Genomic DNA, 16,038 nt, shown 5'->3' on the forward strand with positions numbered 1-16,038 from the left:
TTTTGGTTAATATTTCCATAATATATTTTGTAAAAAATTTATTTAAGTTAATTCTAAATCAATTTGATATTTGAGAATATCGACTTTTATTATTTTTACTTCTATTGAATCTCCCACTTTATATGATTTTTTAGATTTTCTTCCAATCAATAAATTTTGCCTTGATCTATATTCATACCAATCATTATTAAGAGTACTGACGTGTACTAAACCCTCTACATTTAGTTCTGATATCTCAACAAAGAAACCGTATGTTTGCACTGATAATATAAACCCACTATATGTATTACCTAGTAATTTTTCTGCTTTTCTTACTTTTTTTATATTAATTATATTAGATTTGTATTGGTTAACTTTGTACTTGGAATCATTAAGTTTATCTATTACAAAGTTGTTAAATAATATTTCTAGATTCTTTAATATTGGTGAATTAAATATATCCCAATTTACTAAGTCTAATGACTTTCTTTCAGATATATTAATTGCATTTATATTATTTTTCTTTGATTTCTTACCATTAATTATCATATTAAAAATACTGTACTGGTTTATAAGATTTGTAAAGTCAAATCCAGGAATTGTCCATGGAGAAATAAATAATTTTTCTGATTCATCATTATCAGGATTTTTAGATATCAACCTTATTTCATTGTCGTTAAATTCATTAATTAGAAGTTTATGTAAAATTCTTTTTTTATTATCATCACCACATAATTTAATTACTTGACTAAATGTCAAATTGCCATCTTCATTAAGCTCTATATCATTATCAATAAATTCTGAATATTTGATGATTTCATTTGCATTAATGTAATCTATTCCATTTGAGATGTATCCTGCACTTTTTAAACCATATTGATTTGAATGTTTGAACCATATTAAATTAGCTTCATATAGTATTGGTGAAAGGTAAGTTTGGCAATCTTCTTTATTTAATGATTCAAAATATCCTTTTGAATATTCAGCTGGGTTGTGAATAAAAAATTCTTCTAGTCCTTCAATTTTATTAACTGGCGCAGGAATTTCAACCTTACCCTCCAATAGATGTTTTTGTCTTAATGAACATGAAATTTCAAGTATTTTATCTAAATCATCGATATATTCCTTTATAGGTTTTAGTACACGAGAGGTTATCCTTGATTTACTTTTTCTAGATAAAAGCGCTTCAGTATGATCACTTCCAACAATAAGAGTGCATTTAACTAAAGTAAGATGGAATGACCAATCAATTATTTCATTATCAATATTTAAATGCACACAGAGGCTTATTGCTTCATTCTTTTCACCAACTTTAAATTCAGAATCATTTCTTATGGCTTCACTAAGGTAGTTTTGCCAATCATTTAATAAGGGTAATGATTCAAAGCCTTTAAATAATATTTCTAGAGATTTTTTACTATTTAGGTCTACTCTTTCTGCAAGATTATTTGTATGTATCCATAATTTAGTACTTTCATTTTTTCCCTGCTCTATTTGAATCATTGGGAGCATTGGAGAATTATTAGAATTCCAACTTGAGAATAAATATGAGTTTTTATCTGTAAGATCTATCCTCTCTCTTTGTTCTATTTTTTTTGATTCAATATGATTTAAATTGTATGATTTAACAATATTGCTTTTAGATAAAACAAAGTCTGTATCATATTTCTCATTATTGTTTAGATTTAGTTCTTGTATCACATGACCTAATCCTTCTTCTTGACCGATAGGAAATCTATCAATTTCAACTTTTACTATATTCTTATTGTCTGGGTTGAAAGTGAATTTTTTATTCTCTTTAGGAAGTTTAATTTTAGAAAGGATCCTATCGTCTATTGGGATTGCATATACATCATTGTTTATAATTTCAACTTTAGAAAGAAGTATTTGATTTGATCTTTCTAGAATACAATCAACTATTCCCTCAGGCGATCTTCTTCTATAACCCTCTTTTATTATTCTTACTAAAACTTTATCTCCATTCCATGCGTAGTTAAGTAGATTTTCTCTAATGTAGATATCTTCTTTGTCTTTTCCTCTTACAGCAAAGCAATACCCTTTGCTACTACATCTTATTTTGGCGACAAAATGATCATTATCTTTTATGCAGGTATATTCATCATCTTTATTTTTATTAATTATTTCAAGTTTTTCTAGAGCTGTTAAAGCAATATCTAGTTTCTCCTTATCAGATTTCTTGGTGATTTTTAATAGTCTGCATAATTTTTTATATTCTAACCCTTCTGACTGATTAATATTATCAATTATTGAAGATGATGAGAACATGATCTTAATGAAATTATAAATTAATTTAGGTGTATACACTTTATTATTACACCTTATTCTCCAAGCTTAAAACTAATTATTTTCTTTCTCTTCTTTTTCTTCTTTTTCGATGGTGAAAGAGTTGATAAAAAGCTTAATACCAATGATAAAAAATGTAATGGAAGCTATTGACTTAAGAACCACTTCTGGTAAAAAACTTGAAATTGAACCACCTGTTAAAGCTCCTAATAAACTTGCAAAAACAAGTGCGGAAGAGGATCCTAGAAAAACTGCTAATGGTTTATTTGAAGTGCCGCTTATAGTTAAAGTAGCTAATTGAGTTTTGTCACCTAATTCAGCTATGAAAACGGTTAGAAATGTTGATAGTAATAAACTTAAAACCATTTATAAATAATTTTTGAGAGTTTCATAAGCTAAAAATATACTTATCAATATCATTAAAGCACCAGTAGATAAAGCGAATTTGTTTGGAGATATTTTTTTTGATACCCATTTACCAATAAGAACTCCTACTATGCTAGAGCTTATTAATGCTAGAGAACTTCCAAGAAAAACAATTATTGGTTTGCCTGATTCAGCAGAAAGCATTAATGTGGCTATCTGAGTTTTATCGCCAAGTTCAGCAATAAAAATTGTTGTAAAAGTCGTTATAAATATTGAAAAAAAACTTTTTTCTAAATTGTTTTCTTTTTTCTCTAATTTACTATTCATTTTCCTGAAACAGCAATTCTAAAAGTTTTCATCTCTTTACTTTGGGGCCCATAATTTGATGAAATGTGTTGTTTGCAGCAATCTATTAAAAATTTATCACCAGATTTCAAATATCCTTTAAATGCAGTTGAAAATTCATTTACCCGGCAAAAATGTGGTCTGGTTTCATAAATTAAGCATTTTTTATTTTCTCTGTCCAGGTTTTTGCACCAACCGTCTTTAGCTGTCATCGAATTTATCAAAGCTATATCTTCTTTTTTAAGCTTGTCTGACAAATCGCTTCTTTCGATCAAGTCGAATTTACAACAAGCCCCGCAATTTTCTATACATGTCCATGATTTCATAATTTAATTCAATCTTGTAACGTATCAGTACAGTTTCAACATTTATTTGTAAAAATAGTATCACAAAACATATTAATTAATCATGGCGACCCTTATTCCTTTGGCTGTAGTTGCGTTAGCAGGACCAGCAATAATTGCTCTTGTGTTTTACCGTAAATAAAAGAAATTCTTTTTTGTGACACATCTGGAGGGTGTTTATTGGGATTTAGATGGTACCATCGCAAATACTGAATTAGAGGCCCATTTACCTGCTTTTAATAATGCTTTCAATGACCTTGGTATTAATTGGAATTGGGATACTAATAAATATATAAAACTCTTGAAGATAAATGGGGGTAAAAATAGAATTGCTTATTACGCTAGATCGAATAATGAAGATTTCTCGGAAGATTTAATAGGCAAAATTCACGAAACAAAACAGTTTCATTATTTAGAAATAATAAAAAAAAATTACGTTAATTTAAAAATTGGTGTCTTTAGATTAATCAATGAATTACATAGAAAAAAAGTAAGACAATTTATTGTTACTTCAAGTTCAAGAAATCAAGTTGACTTACTTGTTGAATATCTTTTTAATGGCTTCAACCCTTTTGAGTTCATTATTTCAAGTGAAGACGTTGAATTAAAGAAACCAAATCCATTGCCATATTTAAAGGCAATCCAATTAAGTGGTATAAACAAAAACAACTCAATTGTTTTTGAAGACTCAAATCCAGGATTGAAATCTTCCTTGGCTGCTAACTTGCCAACAATTTTTATTCCTTCAAATATCCCAATTGTTCTTGAGGAAAATATTAAATTAGATTGTATTTTAGATAGTCTTGGTGATGAGAATAATGTGGCAAATGTAATTAAAGGCCCTAAACTAAAAAAATCATATGTTGACTACAGCTTTCTAAGTGATTATTTAATGTCTTTTAGTAATGCAAAAAACTAATTTTTCAAGAATTACCTACCAGTTAAATAATATATTATTTGGTTTCCTTAGTAATACTTGGAAGACAAAATCTATTGCGCTAATTTCTGTTTTGACAGGTTATTTTTTGTTCGCAAATTTTCTCACAAAATTTATATCTGAAGGTAAAAATGAGTTGATAATGGTCCCAATAATTATTGTTTTTATTGAAATAATTATAAGAATTAAACCTGCCGAAAGTTCAAAAATTTATTATCTGTGGACCATAGTTGATAAATTAAGAATTGGTGCAATTTATGCCGTAATACTTGAGGCATTTAAATTAGGTTCTTAAAAGCTATTCTTCTTCTTCTTCTTCAATAGGATAAACAAATCCTTGAGCTTTCCCAGTTAATACTGATTTACCTAAAGATATAGCTTTTTGAGCTGCAATCGCTGCTTTCCCTTTCCAAACAGCGTGCCTTTGGTTCCTTTTGCTCTTTGATTTTTTCTTCTTTGGTACAGCCATTCTGTTTCTTTATTTCCATATAATAATATAACCTTTAACTGGTTATCTCCAAAACTTTTTAGTATATTTTGTTTATACACGTCAATTTTATAAATAAGCATATATGCTTTAATAATCACTTATAAAGATTAGTGTTTAGATCAAAATTCTCATATTCAGATTCTAAATCAAGTTATTCGGATCTTCTAGAAGATATAGAGACAGGGAAAATAGAATCAATGTTTTTCTATCCAAGGCAGAGAGAAATTGATGTTCTGTATAAAAATGGCGATAAATTTAAAATACCTATCCTTTACAACGATCAATTAATTCTTGAAAAGGCTACTGCAAATAAGGTAGAACTCACTATCAATAATAGTAGAAAAGAGGCCTCAGCTGCTAATTCATTTGCTTCAATAAGCCTTTTCCTGATTTTCATATTAGCAATAGTTTTAATCTTGAGAAGCACTTCAAAATTGGCTTCCAGAGCTTTTGGTTTTACCAAAAATCAAGCTAAATTTGTAACTATTGATGATGTAGAAACGAGATTCGATGATGTAGCTGGTGTCCCTGAAGCCGCTGAGGAATTAAAAGAGGTAATAACATTTTTAAAAGAACCAAAGAAATTTGAAAATCTTGGAGCAAAAGTTCCTAAGGGAGTCCTTCTAATAGGGCCACCAGGTACAGGTAAAACATTATTGGCTAAAGCAATTGCTGGTGAATCAGGTGTACCTTTTCTCTCAATATCAGCATCAGAGTTCGTAGAACTTTTTGTTGGTGTTGGTGCAAGCCGAGTTCGAGATCTATTTTCTAAGGCTAAGGAAAAATCTCCTTGTATAATTTTTATTGATGAAATTGATTCTATTGGTAGGCAAAGAGGGTCAGGGATCGGAGGTGGAAATGATGAAAGAGAACAAACTCTCAATCAGCTTCTAACCGAATTAGATGGTTTTGCTGATAATTCCGGGATCATTGTTTTAGCCGCCACTAATAGACCAGATATTTTGGATGCAGCATTATTAAGACCAGGTAGATTTGATAGGAAAATTGAAGTAATGCTTCCAGATTTAGATGGAAGAAAAAAAATTCTTTCAGTCCACTCACTTTCTAAACCACTTTCAAGTGAAGTTGACTTGGGATATTGGGCTTCGAGAACAGTTGGATTTTCGGGAGCAGATCTTGCAAATTTGATGAATGAGAGTGCTATTCACTGTGCAAGAGATGAATCTAAATTAATCAGTGACCTTCATATAGAAAATGCTCTCGATAAGATTACCATTGGCCTGAGAAGTTCATTAATAACTTCTCCAAATATGAAAAAAATTATTGCTTATAACGAAGTGGGGAGAGCGATTGTATCTGCTGTGAGAAATGGAATTGAATCAGTTGATAAGATTACAATTTTACCTAGATCTGGATCTTTAGGAGGATATACAAAAATATGCCCTGACGAAGATGTAATTTCCAGCGGCCTGATTTCAAAAAAATTATTATTTTCAAAAATTGAAATTGCTCTAGCTGGTAGAGCAGCAGAAACAATAGTTTTTGGTGAAAGTGAAATTACACAATGCTCCTTAAATGATATCTCCTATGCGACAAACATCGTAAGGGAAATGGTTACGAAATATGGATTTTCAATTATTGGTCCAATTTCAATGGATACTGATAATAATGAAATGTTTTTAGGAGATGGACTATTTAGAAGAAAGCCTCTCATAGCAGAAAATACTAGTTCTAAAATAGATAATGAAATCATAAATATTTCTAAAATTTCATTAAATAATTCAATAAAAATATTGAAAAAAAATAGAGTCTTACTTGATAAATTAGTTGAAATACTTTTAAGTCAAGAAACTATAGATAAAAAAGTTTTTAAACTAAATACTTCTAAATTGTTGAAAGTTTGATTTAATTGTTTTAAATTAAAAAAAATTTAATATTTTCTTGATAATTAAAAACAATACAAAGAATTTATTTATTACACTTTCATTATTACTTATTCTGCCATTAGTACAAAAACAATGGTTTAATTTGTATTCATTTAATATTAATGATATTTCCTTTTATTCAATCCTTTACTATTTGAGCGGTACAATATGTCCATCTTTAGTGTGTTTAAACTCTTTAAAAAACTATACATACTATAATTTTAATAAGAACAATATTCAAAATAAAAATATAATATATGGAAAGATATTATTATTCTTAGTAGTAACAAATTTAATATTTCTCTCTTACTTTATAGCTGATTATTTATATATAAATTTTGATCTTATGTGTAATTTATTCCTCGAAGGAATTAATTTACCAAAACCGGATATTTTACAGTTAAGTTTTTTTATATTTTTAAGTTCTATTTTATTAATTTTTAAGAAATCTAGGTTTTTATTAAAAAAATTAATATTGATAAATTTTATTTTAATTTCTCTTTATCTTTGGCATCTTCAAATTAATAATATTAATGTTGATGATCAATTACATATTTATAGATATTTTGGTTTGAATGACTTAAATTTAATTAATATTTTTATCTTAATCGTTATAGAAATTTCTTTTTTTACTTGGTCTTTTTTATCATATAAAACTAATTTAAGCGATTGGATCGTACAAAAACCTCAAAAAGGGGATATTACTCCCATTTTGAATATGTTATTTTTTTATTTTTTTATAATTATTTACTACACAATACTTACTTAAAAGTTCCTAATTCTACTAGAGCGCAGAAAAATATTCCTTACTACCTTTGGGGTCCTCTAACATTGTTTTCTCCCCGGGAGTCCAGTTTGCTGGACATACCTCATCTGGGTTTGCAGCAACGTATTGATAACCTTGAAGTATTCTTAGTGTCTCATCAACATTTCTGCCTACAGGAGCCTTGTTAACAGTAGTATGCATAACTACTCCTTCGGGATTGATAAGAAATAAACCTCTATCTGCCTCTCCATCATCATTAAGAACATTATAAGCTTGGCAAATTTCTCTTTTTAAGTCAGAAACTAATGGATAGTTGATATCGCCTATTCCACCTTCATTTCTTGGAGTTTGTATCCAAGCCAAATGACAGTGTTTGCTGTCAACTGATACTCCAAGTATTTCAGTATTAAGTGCTGCGAAATCTTGATGCCTATCACTAAATGCAGTGATTTCTGTTGGACATACAAATGTAAAATCTAGGGGGTAAAAGAATAAAACAACCCATTTACCTCTTAGATCTGAAAGTGTAATATCCTTAAACTCTTGATCATATACTGCTGTAGCACTAAAGTCTGGTGCTTCTTGGCCAACTCTTAAGCTCATGAAAAAATTTGTCCTTTTTTAAATTATTTATGGTCTGAATGACCGTAATTAGTATTATAATTTTATTGACAAAGAATTAGCAAGTTTTTTTTTAATTCAATGAAATGGCATTATTCCTTTACTAGGAAATTTACAATTTTAAATCATAATAAACTTTTAAAAAATCTCAAAAAGGAGTTAATTAAATATCCCATTAATAGGCTTGATAATAAAAATTCTAATTAAAGAAATTTTATTTTATTTAAGATTCCTTTAAATTCAACTCACTATAATTGAAAATATTCTTTTTTAATATTTTTAATTATGGCTAAATATATTGAAAGACTAAAGGATAAAGTTAAAATAAAAAAATTAGATTCTAATCAGCCAATTGGAGCTTGGATTTTCGTTATCATATTAAATATAATTGGATTTGCGGGTTATTTTTATTTGAAGGTAAATCATATACAACTAGGTAGTTAAATACTTATCTTATTTCCTTTTTAATTGAGCGACAAAAATTTTTTAGTCTTTCATCTCTCGTTAAGTCAGGTAAAGTCCACACAGATTCTGTTTCAGGTAATGAATCTTTGCTCCATTCTCTGAATTCTTCCATTATTGAATCACTATTTAATTTTGATGTAAACTTTTTGCGTTTTTTTAAATATTTTCTTATGACTGTAAGATTTGCCCCAATATATTCCCTCATAAAAGATACTTAAGCTTTTATTAATTTATCATCTAGCAAGTTCTGCTTTTAAGAAAAGATTAATTAGACATTTTGTACTGCTTGAAAAAGTCCAAAAGAATACCCTCCTATTAGGATCCAGCCAAGCACGCTTGATATTATTGTAGATCTTCTATTGTGTCTCCTTAAGGCTGATTCAATCATTTCATTAACTTCATCTCTATTAAGGTATTCCTTCTTTGATTTTTTTTTCATTTTTTTTTCTTTTTACAATAGTCGAATTTATATGAAAGTGAGCCTATGATTATTTCTTAATAAGTAAGAGTTTTAGATTTGATGAATTTATAAATATTTTTCATATTTAGCATTAAATATATTATGAAATCTTAAGAGTAATTTACAAAATTATTAGATAAAGTATTTAAATTGAGGGACTATAATTTTTTGTACAAAAAATGAATATTAATGATAAATCTGTATTAGAAATGCTTAATAAACTTATTGTTATTAATAGACTAAATAAAACTCAAATTCTTCAAATGGTGAATTTAGCTGCTATTTCAAATGATATCAATGATTTAAGGTGTAATTTGAAATGGGAATGTTCTAAATCATCTAATAAAAATACTTAAATATATAATCTAAATTTCAGTTAAATATTAATAATTGAAATTTAAATAAGATATATAAAATAGCTAAGTTAATTAATTTATAGTTTTAATAAATAACTTATATAATTTCTTCAAATAAATTTTTGATAAAAATCTTTCTTATAAGGTAATTCCTCTTGATTAATATAGTTAAGGGTTGTTTTCTTTTCCTTGCCAAGTGATTTAATTAATATTGTAGAAGTGATGATTATTATTAAAATGATAAGTAAATCTCCAACAGTAATCCCTCTCTCCTTAAGATTCATAGTTAAGTTTATATTTTCTTTAAATATAGCCTTTTTTTTCTAAATAATTTAGTGTTTTTAACAAACATGCTAAAAATCTATATTAAGTAAATATAAAAAGAATCTAAAAATATTAAGACTATAGCCTTATGAGTCATATAAAAAAAATAGGCTGAATTATATATATGGAAATCAAAAAAAAAATTGGTAGTCCCAATACACTTGATTTTTTTTCTGAAGAGATGATTATCACGAAAAAATCTCTTAACGAAAATCAACTCAAATTTACTTATCAAAAACAGTTAATCTCAGATCTAGATTATAAGCACAAGGAATGGTCAAAATCTATTGACAGTAAGTTTTAACAGCTTTCGTTAATTATATTTATAAGTTTATTTCTCTTATTTGTATTTTTCTCTTCCCAATAGAGTGTAGCTTCATCATTATTTATAGGTTTTGCTTCATAAGCTAAATACCAAAGAATAAATCCAGCAGGGAATACTAAAATATGCATGACAAAAATTTGTTGACTTAAATCAAATATAGTGCAACACTTTAAATGCGCAAGTGTGACACTAAGAAATTTTATTATGCCTTCTCCGAGGAAAAGAATTGGTTTTTTGCCAACAGAAGAAGTTCATGACATCATTGAAAAATTGTGCATAGCTAATGAATTTAGTCAGTCAAAGGTTACAGGTTTATTGGTTGAAGAAGCATTAAGGTCTCGAGGGGTTTTAAACGAATCTTCTGCTTCAAAGATAAAAATTAATGGAAGTTTTACAAATACTATTTTTGAACAAGAACAATTATCTAATAATAAATACTCTGGTAATGGGAACGACTATAAAATTAATAAAAAAGTATTATCTGATGATATCAAAATGATGCAGGAATTTATTGAGTTTAAGTATTTTAAGAAAGTTATGAAGGAAAATAATGATATTTTTGAATAAATAGTGTCACACTTCCGTCGTTCATAATAGATTCCTTTTAAATGGAATTTAGAAATTAAGCAATAAGGAATATTTTTGAATATTTCTAAAAAACTTTTTAAAGAGGGATTTAAAATAAATTGAATCTTTAAAAATTCAGCGGACTAAATTCTCGTGGAGATATGAACCTTAGCCCGCTTTAAAAAAATAGCAATAATAAAATATAAATACAATTATTATTTAAATTTACTTTTGATTTAAAATTCTAATAAAAAAATTCTTATATACCCTCCTTTCTGCATTTTTATTTTGTATTTGACAGTCTTTTTATAATTAAGATAAGAATGTTCTTTTTTATGGAAGATAAAGGGTTTAATGTCACTCAGGGAATGGCTTTGCTACTTCTGAAGCCTTTGAATTTACCCTCTAATTACGTCCTAAATCTAATAATTTACATAACTAACCCTAGCAATAATATAGGTTATTAAGATTCTTCCCAAACTGGTTTGGTTCTCCGCCAACCATGAGCGATTAACTTTTTCCATTCATCTCTAGCTTGTTCAACTTTAAGTTCTTCTCTTGTTGTCATAAGAGGTGGTTCTTTTCCTAAAACACCAATAATTCTTCCAGAGTCAATAAATATATATTCAAAAAATTTATCTTTATTTTGCTTATTCTTTGAAAATCTTTTAACCCTTGAACGATTTGAATTTATAAGCCAAAAATCTTCTATCAATTTGATTATTTTATGTTTTTTCAATCGGAGCCATTGTTAATCCTTTGCTGAAGAGTTGTTCATGATATAGCTCTGCCTGTTCAAGATTACCTCTCCATACTTCCGCCGATCCTGTCTTGTCAACTTTGATAGTTAGATCCCATGCCCTTTTTTCACTCATGTCTGGGATTATTGTCAGAAGACAATTAGCTACATGTTGAAAAGTATTAAAACTATCATCAAGGACTATTACTCTCGCTTCTGGATATTTTTCTTTAGCTTTCTTTTGATCTAAGACTGTATTAAGTGAATTAAACATTTTTATCTGTAATTAGTTTAAGTCAATTAAAAATTTCATCTAAGTTCTTTAAAAGAAAAGTATTGAACATGTCTCGAGCGTGACTTGAACACGCGACCTGCGGGCTATGAATCCGCCGCTCTAACCAGCTGAGCTACCGAGACATGGAAATATTGTAAGGCATTGGTTGTACTTAATTACCTTTTTAACAATTTATTTGTTTATTGGCCTCATATATAGCGATACCGCATGCTACTGAAAGATTTAGACTCCTAACACCTTTTTGATCATTTTTTCCCTTTTGTAAATTCGGCATAAAAATTGATATTAAAAAATCACTTTTATCAATAATGCAATCTGGCAATCCTGAATCTTCTCTCCCAAACAGCAAAATATCATCTTGCTGAAATTTAAAATCCTTTAAATATATACCATTTTTTTTACTAAAAGAAATTATTCTTTTTGAAGCTTTTGACGTCAAAAATTTATCAAAATTCTCATACTTATTAACGGTAACTAGTGGCCAATAGTCTAATCCTGCTCTTTTTAAATATTTATCTTCTATCTTAAAACCTAAGGGCTCTATAAGATTTAAAGGCGTATTAAATGCAGCACATGATCTGGCGATATTACCAGTATTTTGAGGGATTCTAGGTTCGAAAAGAGCGACTTCCAAATTTAAGTAGGTATATCTATACTTATCTGATCTATTTTGATTGCTCTTCCGTTTATTGCCAACCAATTATCTTTTGATATTTTGGTTATTCTCTTTTGAAGCTCGCCGATTCTTTCTATATAAGTATTACCAATTTTATATTCAGAGACAAGACTCCAACCTACTTGTTCTCCAACAATAAATGTTATGCTTTTTCTTTTCATTAAAAGACTTATAAGTAAATTCATCTTCGTTGACCATTCATTATGTTCTTTTTTAATACTTTCCATAACAAATCCCCCAATCGAATCTATTAATAATGGACCTTCTTCCTTAGTTAACGTATTTAAAAGATCTGTCGTTTCTATTAATTTCCAATCATTTGGCCTTCTTTTTCGATGTAAATTAATTTTTTCTTGCCATTCTTTATCATTAATATTCTTTTCAGATAAGGCGACATAAGATATTTTTTTTACATCCTTTGCTAAGTATTCTGCAAATTCACTTTTACCGCTCTTTGTTCCTCCTGTAATAAAAATAATGTGAGATATACGATTCCTAATAGTAAGATTCTTAGGTTTCATAAATTCTCTATTATTTAGAGAAATACCACCATGTTGCTAAGGGAATAATTGTGGCAGCAATTAACAAACCAATAACTATATAAGTAGCAGTTGAACTGTCAGCGTCTTTTGATCTCATAGCGTTAAAATTAGGATCCACCACAGGGTTGTCAATAGATGAAGGTTGGCTTTTTTCGTAATTCATAGTTTTCTGGTTGGAAATACCAAAAATTTTATTTATGCTACTAATTTCTGTTGCGTATGTAGCCGAGGGGATAAGAATAAATATTAAGCCAGTAACTATAAGTGAAAGTATATATTTATTGATGTTTAGGTTCATTTTGAAATCTTTTGGTTAATTATATATTAAAAACCATATGTTTGAGTAATTTTAAATGTACTAAACAATATAATGTTTGCATAATTTAAATAGAATTAACATATTTAATATATGGGATTCAATGGGAAATCATTAATATTAATCGGTTTAATACTCTTTATCTTTCAGATAGCAAATTTCATTTCAATAGAAACAATTACTCCTGAGCTTGAAAGAGCACAAGTATTAGCTGCAATAGCTTCATTAATTATTATTTTGATAGGTTTTTTATTTAAACAATTTGAACCTATCGCTGGTGAGAAAGCTGATTTAAAAGGGGAAAATAAGTTTCTGTACGATAGAAACATGCCGGTTGAAGTGATTGATGAACTCGCATGGGGTTCTGAAGCGATATTAACTTCTACAGCAGCAGCAGCAATATTAATCCACAATGATGGTGCAAATATTTTGAGAAGAGGAATCACTTCAAGTAATGAGTTTAAACCTGGTGAAACTTGTCTGAGATCTATAAAAGATATGAAATTAATATCTTTAGCAAATACTAAATTTTATCCTGGAAGAGATGAATTTTTTAATTTTTGTGCCGATATCCCATCAATCTTAGTTGTTCCTATAAATAATAAGGCTTTTATATTGATAGGAGGCTGGAGTGCAAAATGTTTTACTAAGTCTGATGAAAAATGGATAAATAACTGGTCGAAAAAAATTAATAATATTTTTTCAAGAAATAAGATTTAAAAATAAATTATAGATTTTACTCTTTTATCTTCAGCTTTAAAACTTACTGATTCAGTATCTAAATTATAGTAAGCGTTTTCTGAATTTATTTCATATTTGTTGTCATTATTTTCATCTTTTATTATATATTTTACTGGATTAAAAAATTCAATTACATTATCCGAACCCAATTTGGCTTTTCCTGAATTTAAGATGATATTTTTATTTTCAAATTTTATGTTACCTTCTAACGTATAGTCAGTATTTTCTATATTCCAAATAAAATTATCAGCATATAAAATATCCTCATCTTTTCTAAGAGTTTTTAATTTAACATTCCCTCTCAATTTTAGGAGCTTATTGTTTTCTGATAATGTAGATTCTTCTGAACTAATAATATATTTAGTTTTTTCCCCATTGAAAATATTTATAATAGGTTTTTTTAATTCGAATTTTAATTCAATGTTGTTATAACTTGAGTTTGGACTGGTAATTGAATATATCTTATCTCCTCTTTTAGAGTAAATTTCCATATCTAAACTGTCTATTTTTTGTAGTACTTTATTTTCATCAATTACATTTGGGGCACAACCAAGAATAAAAAATGGAAAGATAATTATTAATCTATAAATGTTTCTCATACTCCAGCTTATTTATTATTGGAGAAGGTTTAGGAAGACTTGAGTTGCTAATTAATAATCCCCATCTTAATTGTTTTTTCCAGGGAATTTCTTCTTTGTAGATAGAACCAAGTTGTTCATTAATTTTTGTAGATAATTCTGGCAATAAAGGGAGCAATAATAATCCTATTATTCGGGTACTTTCTAATACGTTATAAATAATTTCCTTAACTAGAGGTAAATTATCTTTATCTTTTATTAACATCCATGGCTGATTATCATTCAAATACAAATTTGTATTAATTGCTAGGCTAAGTACTTCATTAGCTGCAAGATCTAATTTGTAGATGTCAAAGTTATGAATATATTTTTCAACTGCAATTTTGGCATAATTCTCTAATTTGTTTTCACTTAAAAATTTTTCATTATATGGCACTTTATTATCAAACCATTTTCTAGACATAGATGATGTTCTATTTAGTAAATTACCAATTGTATTAGCCAAGTCATTATTGATAATGTCAACAAATCTTTTATGTTGAAAATCTCCATCATTTCCTAGTGATATGTCTTTAATGAGGTACCACCTTACAGGATCATTTCCATATTTTGAGAGCAATAAGTCAGGGTCGAGTACATTTCCCAAACTTTTACCCATTTTTTGCCCCTCTCTTGTAAGAAATCCATGTCCAAAAACTTTTTTAGGAACTTTCATCCCTGCAGAAATGAGCATTGCAGGCCAATACACAGCATGGAACCTCAGTATATCTTTACCAATTAAATGAACATCAGCTGGCCATCCACCATTTATTGATTTTTCCAATGAATAATCTGTCGAATCAGAACTAATTGCACTTACATATCCAAGTAAAGCATCAAACCATACATAAAAGGTATGGTTATCGTAACCAGGAACAGGAATTCCCCATGAGACATTTGTTCTTGAAATTGAAAAATCCTTTAAACCTCTAGAAACAAAATTTATAATTTCATTCTTTCTTTCTATTGGCTCTATAAAAGAAGGTTCGTTGATTATTTTCTCAATTTCCTTTTGATACTTCGAAAGCCTAAAAAAGAGATTCTCTTCATTTTTCCATTCTAAATTTTTTTGATGTATTGGGCACTTGTATGTTGAAGAGTTTTCTGGATTATCTTTAAATTCTTCACAACCGACACAATACCAACCTTTTTGAACTCCCATATAGATATCATCAGATGCTTTTACTCTTTCATAAAATTCATTTACTATAAATTCATGCTTTTTTGAGCTTGTTCTTATAAATTTATTAAATGATATATTCCAATTTTTCCAATTAATATTAAAAATTTCTGAGATTTCATCACAATGTAATTTTGGTTCAATACCCTTTTTATTAGCCGTTCTTTGTATTTTTAAACCATGTTCATCAACACCTGTAATGAAAATAACATTTTCACCTACAAGCCTTTTATACCTAGCTATTGAGTCACAAATTATTGTTGTATATACACTTCCTAGATGAGGTTTATCATTAACATAGTATAAGGGGGTAGTAATGACAAAAGTCATAAAGCTTTTTTTTATTAATACTAACAGATATTATTTTAAACTTATAACAACCTATTATATTTATTTT

26 protein-coding genes and 1 tRNA gene are annotated in these 16,038 nt (G+C 28.1%); 9 read left to right on the top strand and 18 right to left on the bottom strand.

Going from position 1 to position 16,038, the window contains the following annotated elements; all coding sequences use genetic code 11:
- Positions 1–42: 42 nt before the first annotated feature.
- The 4 genes from EV01_RS03030 to EV01_RS0109095 all read right to left on the bottom strand — a co-directional run bounded on the left by EV01_RS03030 (position 43) and on the right by EV01_RS0109095 (position 3,320).
- Entirely contained in the window at positions 43–2,265 is a 2,223-nt protein-coding gene (locus EV01_RS03030; protein ID WP_032517160.1) for an RNB domain-containing ribonuclease, read from the bottom strand.
- Positions 2,266–2,337: 72 nt separating this feature from the next.
- The gene (locus EV01_RS03025; RefSeq protein ID WP_032517159.1) at positions 2,338–2,649 is read right to left on the bottom strand and encodes a TMEM165/GDT1 family protein; all 312 of its coding nucleotides are present in this window, start codon (positions 2,647–2,649) and stop codon (positions 2,338–2,340) included.
- The gene (locus EV01_RS03020; protein ID WP_032517158.1) at positions 2,650–2,976 is read right to left on the bottom strand and encodes a TMEM165/GDT1 family protein; all 327 of its coding nucleotides are present in this window, start codon (positions 2,974–2,976) and stop codon (positions 2,650–2,652) included.
- A complete protein-coding gene (locus EV01_RS0109095) occupies positions 2,973–3,320 on the bottom strand; it encodes a YkgJ family cysteine cluster protein (RefSeq protein ID WP_032517157.1) in 348 nt (115 codons plus the stop codon). Before EV01_RS0109095 ends, EV01_RS03020 begins: the two co-directional genes overlap by 4 nt.
- A gap of 82 nt (positions 3,321–3,402) precedes the next feature.
- Between EV01_RS0109095 and psb30 the strand changes: the two genes are divergently transcribed.
- From psb30 to EV01_RS03010, 3 genes are read left to right on the top strand one after another with little or no spacing between them, the layout of a single operon-like run.
- Positions 3,403–3,480 carry a photosystem II reaction center protein Ycf12/Psb30 gene (gene psb30 / locus EV01_RS10080; RefSeq protein ID WP_144010216.1) on the top strand — a complete coding sequence of 26 codons (78 nt, stop codon included), beginning with the start codon at positions 3,403–3,405 and terminating at the stop codon, positions 3,478–3,480.
- Between the two features lie 15 nt (positions 3,481–3,495).
- Positions 3,496–4,257 (top strand): HAD-IA family hydrolase, encoded by a 762-nt coding sequence (locus tag EV01_RS03015; protein WP_032517156.1) that lies wholly within the window; start codon positions 3,496–3,498, stop codon positions 4,255–4,257.
- Positions 4,244–4,570: a DUF565 domain-containing protein gene (locus EV01_RS03010; RefSeq protein WP_032517155.1), complete on the top strand. Its 327-nt coding sequence runs from the start codon at positions 4,244–4,246 to the stop codon at positions 4,568–4,570. Before EV01_RS03015 ends, EV01_RS03010 begins: the two co-directional genes overlap by 14 nt.
- Positions 4,571–4,573: 3 nt before the next feature.
- Here the strand turns inward: EV01_RS03010 and rpmF are convergent, their stop codons facing one another.
- On the bottom strand, positions 4,574–4,744 hold the full coding sequence (rpmF, locus tag EV01_RS03005; protein ID WP_002805281.1) for a 50S ribosomal protein L32: 171 nt from the start codon (positions 4,742–4,744) through the stop codon (positions 4,574–4,576).
- A 131-nt stretch (positions 4,745–4,875) separates the two neighbouring features.
- On the opposite strand from rpmF, the gene ftsH reads away from it, so the two are divergent.
- A complete protein-coding gene (gene ftsH, locus EV01_RS03000; protein WP_032517154.1) occupies positions 4,876–6,630 on the top strand; it encodes an ATP-dependent zinc metalloprotease FtsH in 1,755 nt (584 codons plus the stop codon).
- A gap of 805 nt (positions 6,631–7,435) precedes the next feature.
- Here ftsH and EV01_RS02990 read toward each other — a convergent pair.
- The 3 genes from EV01_RS02990 to EV01_RS09855 all read right to left on the bottom strand — a co-directional run bounded on the left by EV01_RS02990 (position 7,436) and on the right by EV01_RS09855 (position 8,942).
- Positions 7,436–8,020 (bottom strand): peroxiredoxin, encoded by a 585-nt coding sequence (locus EV01_RS02990; RefSeq protein ID WP_032517152.1) that lies wholly within the window; start codon positions 8,018–8,020, stop codon positions 7,436–7,438.
- Positions 8,021–8,486: 466 nt separating this feature from the next.
- Positions 8,487–8,708, bottom strand: coding sequence for a hypothetical protein (locus tag EV01_RS02985; RefSeq protein ID WP_032517151.1), 222 nt, complete (start codon positions 8,706–8,708; stop codon positions 8,487–8,489).
- 63 nt (positions 8,709–8,771) lie between these two features.
- Positions 8,772–8,942 (bottom strand): hypothetical protein, encoded by a 171-nt coding sequence (locus EV01_RS09855; RefSeq protein ID WP_193741445.1) that lies wholly within the window; start codon positions 8,940–8,942, stop codon positions 8,772–8,774.
- A gap of 200 nt (positions 8,943–9,142) precedes the next feature.
- On the opposite strand from EV01_RS09855, the gene EV01_RS09860 reads away from it, so the two are divergent.
- Positions 9,143–9,319 carry a hypothetical protein gene (locus EV01_RS09860; protein ID WP_193741446.1) on the top strand — a complete coding sequence of 59 codons (177 nt, stop codon included), beginning with the start codon at positions 9,143–9,145 and terminating at the stop codon, positions 9,317–9,319.
- Positions 9,320–9,429: 110 nt separating this feature from the next.
- Here the strand turns inward: EV01_RS09860 and EV01_RS09865 are convergent, their stop codons facing one another.
- Positions 9,430–9,603, bottom strand: a complete 174-nt coding sequence (locus tag EV01_RS09865; RefSeq protein WP_193741447.1) for a hypothetical protein — start codon at positions 9,601–9,603, stop codon at positions 9,430–9,432.
- 164 nt (positions 9,604–9,767) lie between these two features.
- Here EV01_RS09865 and EV01_RS02980 point away from each other — a divergent pair, with 164 nt between their 5' ends.
- Positions 9,768–9,947 carry a hypothetical protein gene (locus tag EV01_RS02980; protein WP_032518580.1) on the top strand — a complete coding sequence of 60 codons (180 nt, stop codon included), beginning with the start codon at positions 9,768–9,770 and terminating at the stop codon, positions 9,945–9,947.
- On the opposite strand, the gene EV01_RS09870 is transcribed toward EV01_RS02980, so the two are convergent.
- The gene (locus EV01_RS09870; protein WP_193741448.1) at positions 9,944–10,096 is read right to left on the bottom strand and encodes a hypothetical protein; all 153 of its coding nucleotides are present in this window, start codon (positions 10,094–10,096) and stop codon (positions 9,944–9,946) included. The genes EV01_RS02980 and EV01_RS09870 overlap by 4 nt on opposite strands.
- Before the next feature lie 76 nt (positions 10,097–10,172).
- On the opposite strand from EV01_RS09870, the gene EV01_RS02975 reads away from it, so the two are divergent.
- Together EV01_RS02975 and EV01_RS10040 are read left to right on the top strand one after the other, a co-directional pair.
- Positions 10,173–10,535: a hypothetical protein gene (locus EV01_RS02975; protein ID WP_032517148.1), complete on the top strand. Its 363-nt coding sequence runs from the start codon at positions 10,173–10,175 to the stop codon at positions 10,533–10,535.
- A 335-nt stretch (positions 10,536–10,870) separates the two neighbouring features.
- Positions 10,871–11,002 (top strand): hypothetical protein, encoded by a 132-nt coding sequence (locus EV01_RS10040; protein WP_275040841.1) that lies wholly within the window; start codon positions 10,871–10,873, stop codon positions 11,000–11,002.
- Here EV01_RS10040 and EV01_RS02970 read toward each other — a convergent pair.
- The 6 genes from EV01_RS02970 to EV01_RS0109100 all read right to left on the bottom strand — a co-directional run bounded on the left by EV01_RS02970 (position 10,999) and on the right by EV01_RS0109100 (position 13,085).
- A complete protein-coding gene (locus tag EV01_RS02970) occupies positions 10,999–11,250 on the bottom strand; it encodes a DUF1651 domain-containing protein (RefSeq protein WP_032517226.1) in 252 nt (83 codons plus the stop codon). The two genes, EV01_RS10040 and EV01_RS02970, sit on opposite strands and share 4 nt — an antisense overlap.
- Before the next feature lie 10 nt (positions 11,251–11,260).
- Positions 11,261–11,548: an ATP-dependent Clp protease adapter ClpS gene (gene clpS, locus EV01_RS02965; RefSeq protein ID WP_032517147.1), complete on the bottom strand. Its 288-nt coding sequence runs from the start codon at positions 11,546–11,548 to the stop codon at positions 11,261–11,263.
- A gap of 69 nt (positions 11,549–11,617) precedes the next feature.
- Positions 11,618–11,691 (bottom strand) — tRNA-Met (locus tag EV01_RS02960).
- Between the two features lie 41 nt (positions 11,692–11,732).
- Complete coding sequence (locus EV01_RS02955) at positions 11,733–12,203, bottom strand: tRNA (cytidine(34)-2'-O)-methyltransferase (RefSeq protein WP_032517146.1); 471 nt, start codon at positions 12,201–12,203, stop codon at positions 11,733–11,735.
- Between the two features lie 2 nt (positions 12,204–12,205).
- Positions 12,206–12,766 (bottom strand): bifunctional adenosylcobinamide kinase/adenosylcobinamide-phosphate guanylyltransferase, encoded by a 561-nt coding sequence (locus EV01_RS02950; RefSeq protein ID WP_032517145.1) that lies wholly within the window; start codon positions 12,764–12,766, stop codon positions 12,206–12,208.
- 10 nt (positions 12,767–12,776) lie between these two features.
- The gene (locus EV01_RS0109100; RefSeq protein WP_032517144.1) at positions 12,777–13,085 is read right to left on the bottom strand and encodes a hypothetical protein; all 309 of its coding nucleotides are present in this window, start codon (positions 13,083–13,085) and stop codon (positions 12,777–12,779) included.
- A 111-nt stretch (positions 13,086–13,196) separates the two neighbouring features.
- On the opposite strand from EV01_RS0109100, the gene EV01_RS02945 reads away from it, so the two are divergent.
- A complete protein-coding gene (locus EV01_RS02945) occupies positions 13,197–13,823 on the top strand; it encodes a cofactor assembly of complex C subunit B (protein ID WP_032517142.1) in 627 nt (208 codons plus the stop codon).
- Here the strand turns inward: EV01_RS02945 and lptC are convergent.
- Positions 13,820–14,443, bottom strand: coding sequence for an LPS export ABC transporter periplasmic protein LptC (gene lptC, locus EV01_RS02940; protein WP_241433420.1), 624 nt, complete (start codon positions 14,441–14,443; stop codon positions 13,820–13,822). The two genes, EV01_RS02945 and lptC, sit on opposite strands and share 4 nt — an antisense overlap.
- Positions 14,427–15,971, bottom strand: coding sequence for a methionine--tRNA ligase (gene metG, locus EV01_RS02935; RefSeq protein WP_032517141.1), 1,545 nt, complete (start codon positions 15,969–15,971; stop codon positions 14,427–14,429). The genes lptC and metG overlap by 17 nt, the downstream gene beginning before the upstream one ends.
- Positions 15,972–16,038: the final 67 nt, after the last annotated feature.

Source organism: Prochlorococcus marinus str. MIT 9401 (assembly GCF_000760095.1).
In the GTDB taxonomy this organism is placed as follows: domain Bacteria; phylum Cyanobacteriota; class Cyanobacteriia; order PCC-6307; family Cyanobiaceae; genus Prochlorococcus_A; species Prochlorococcus_A marinus_I.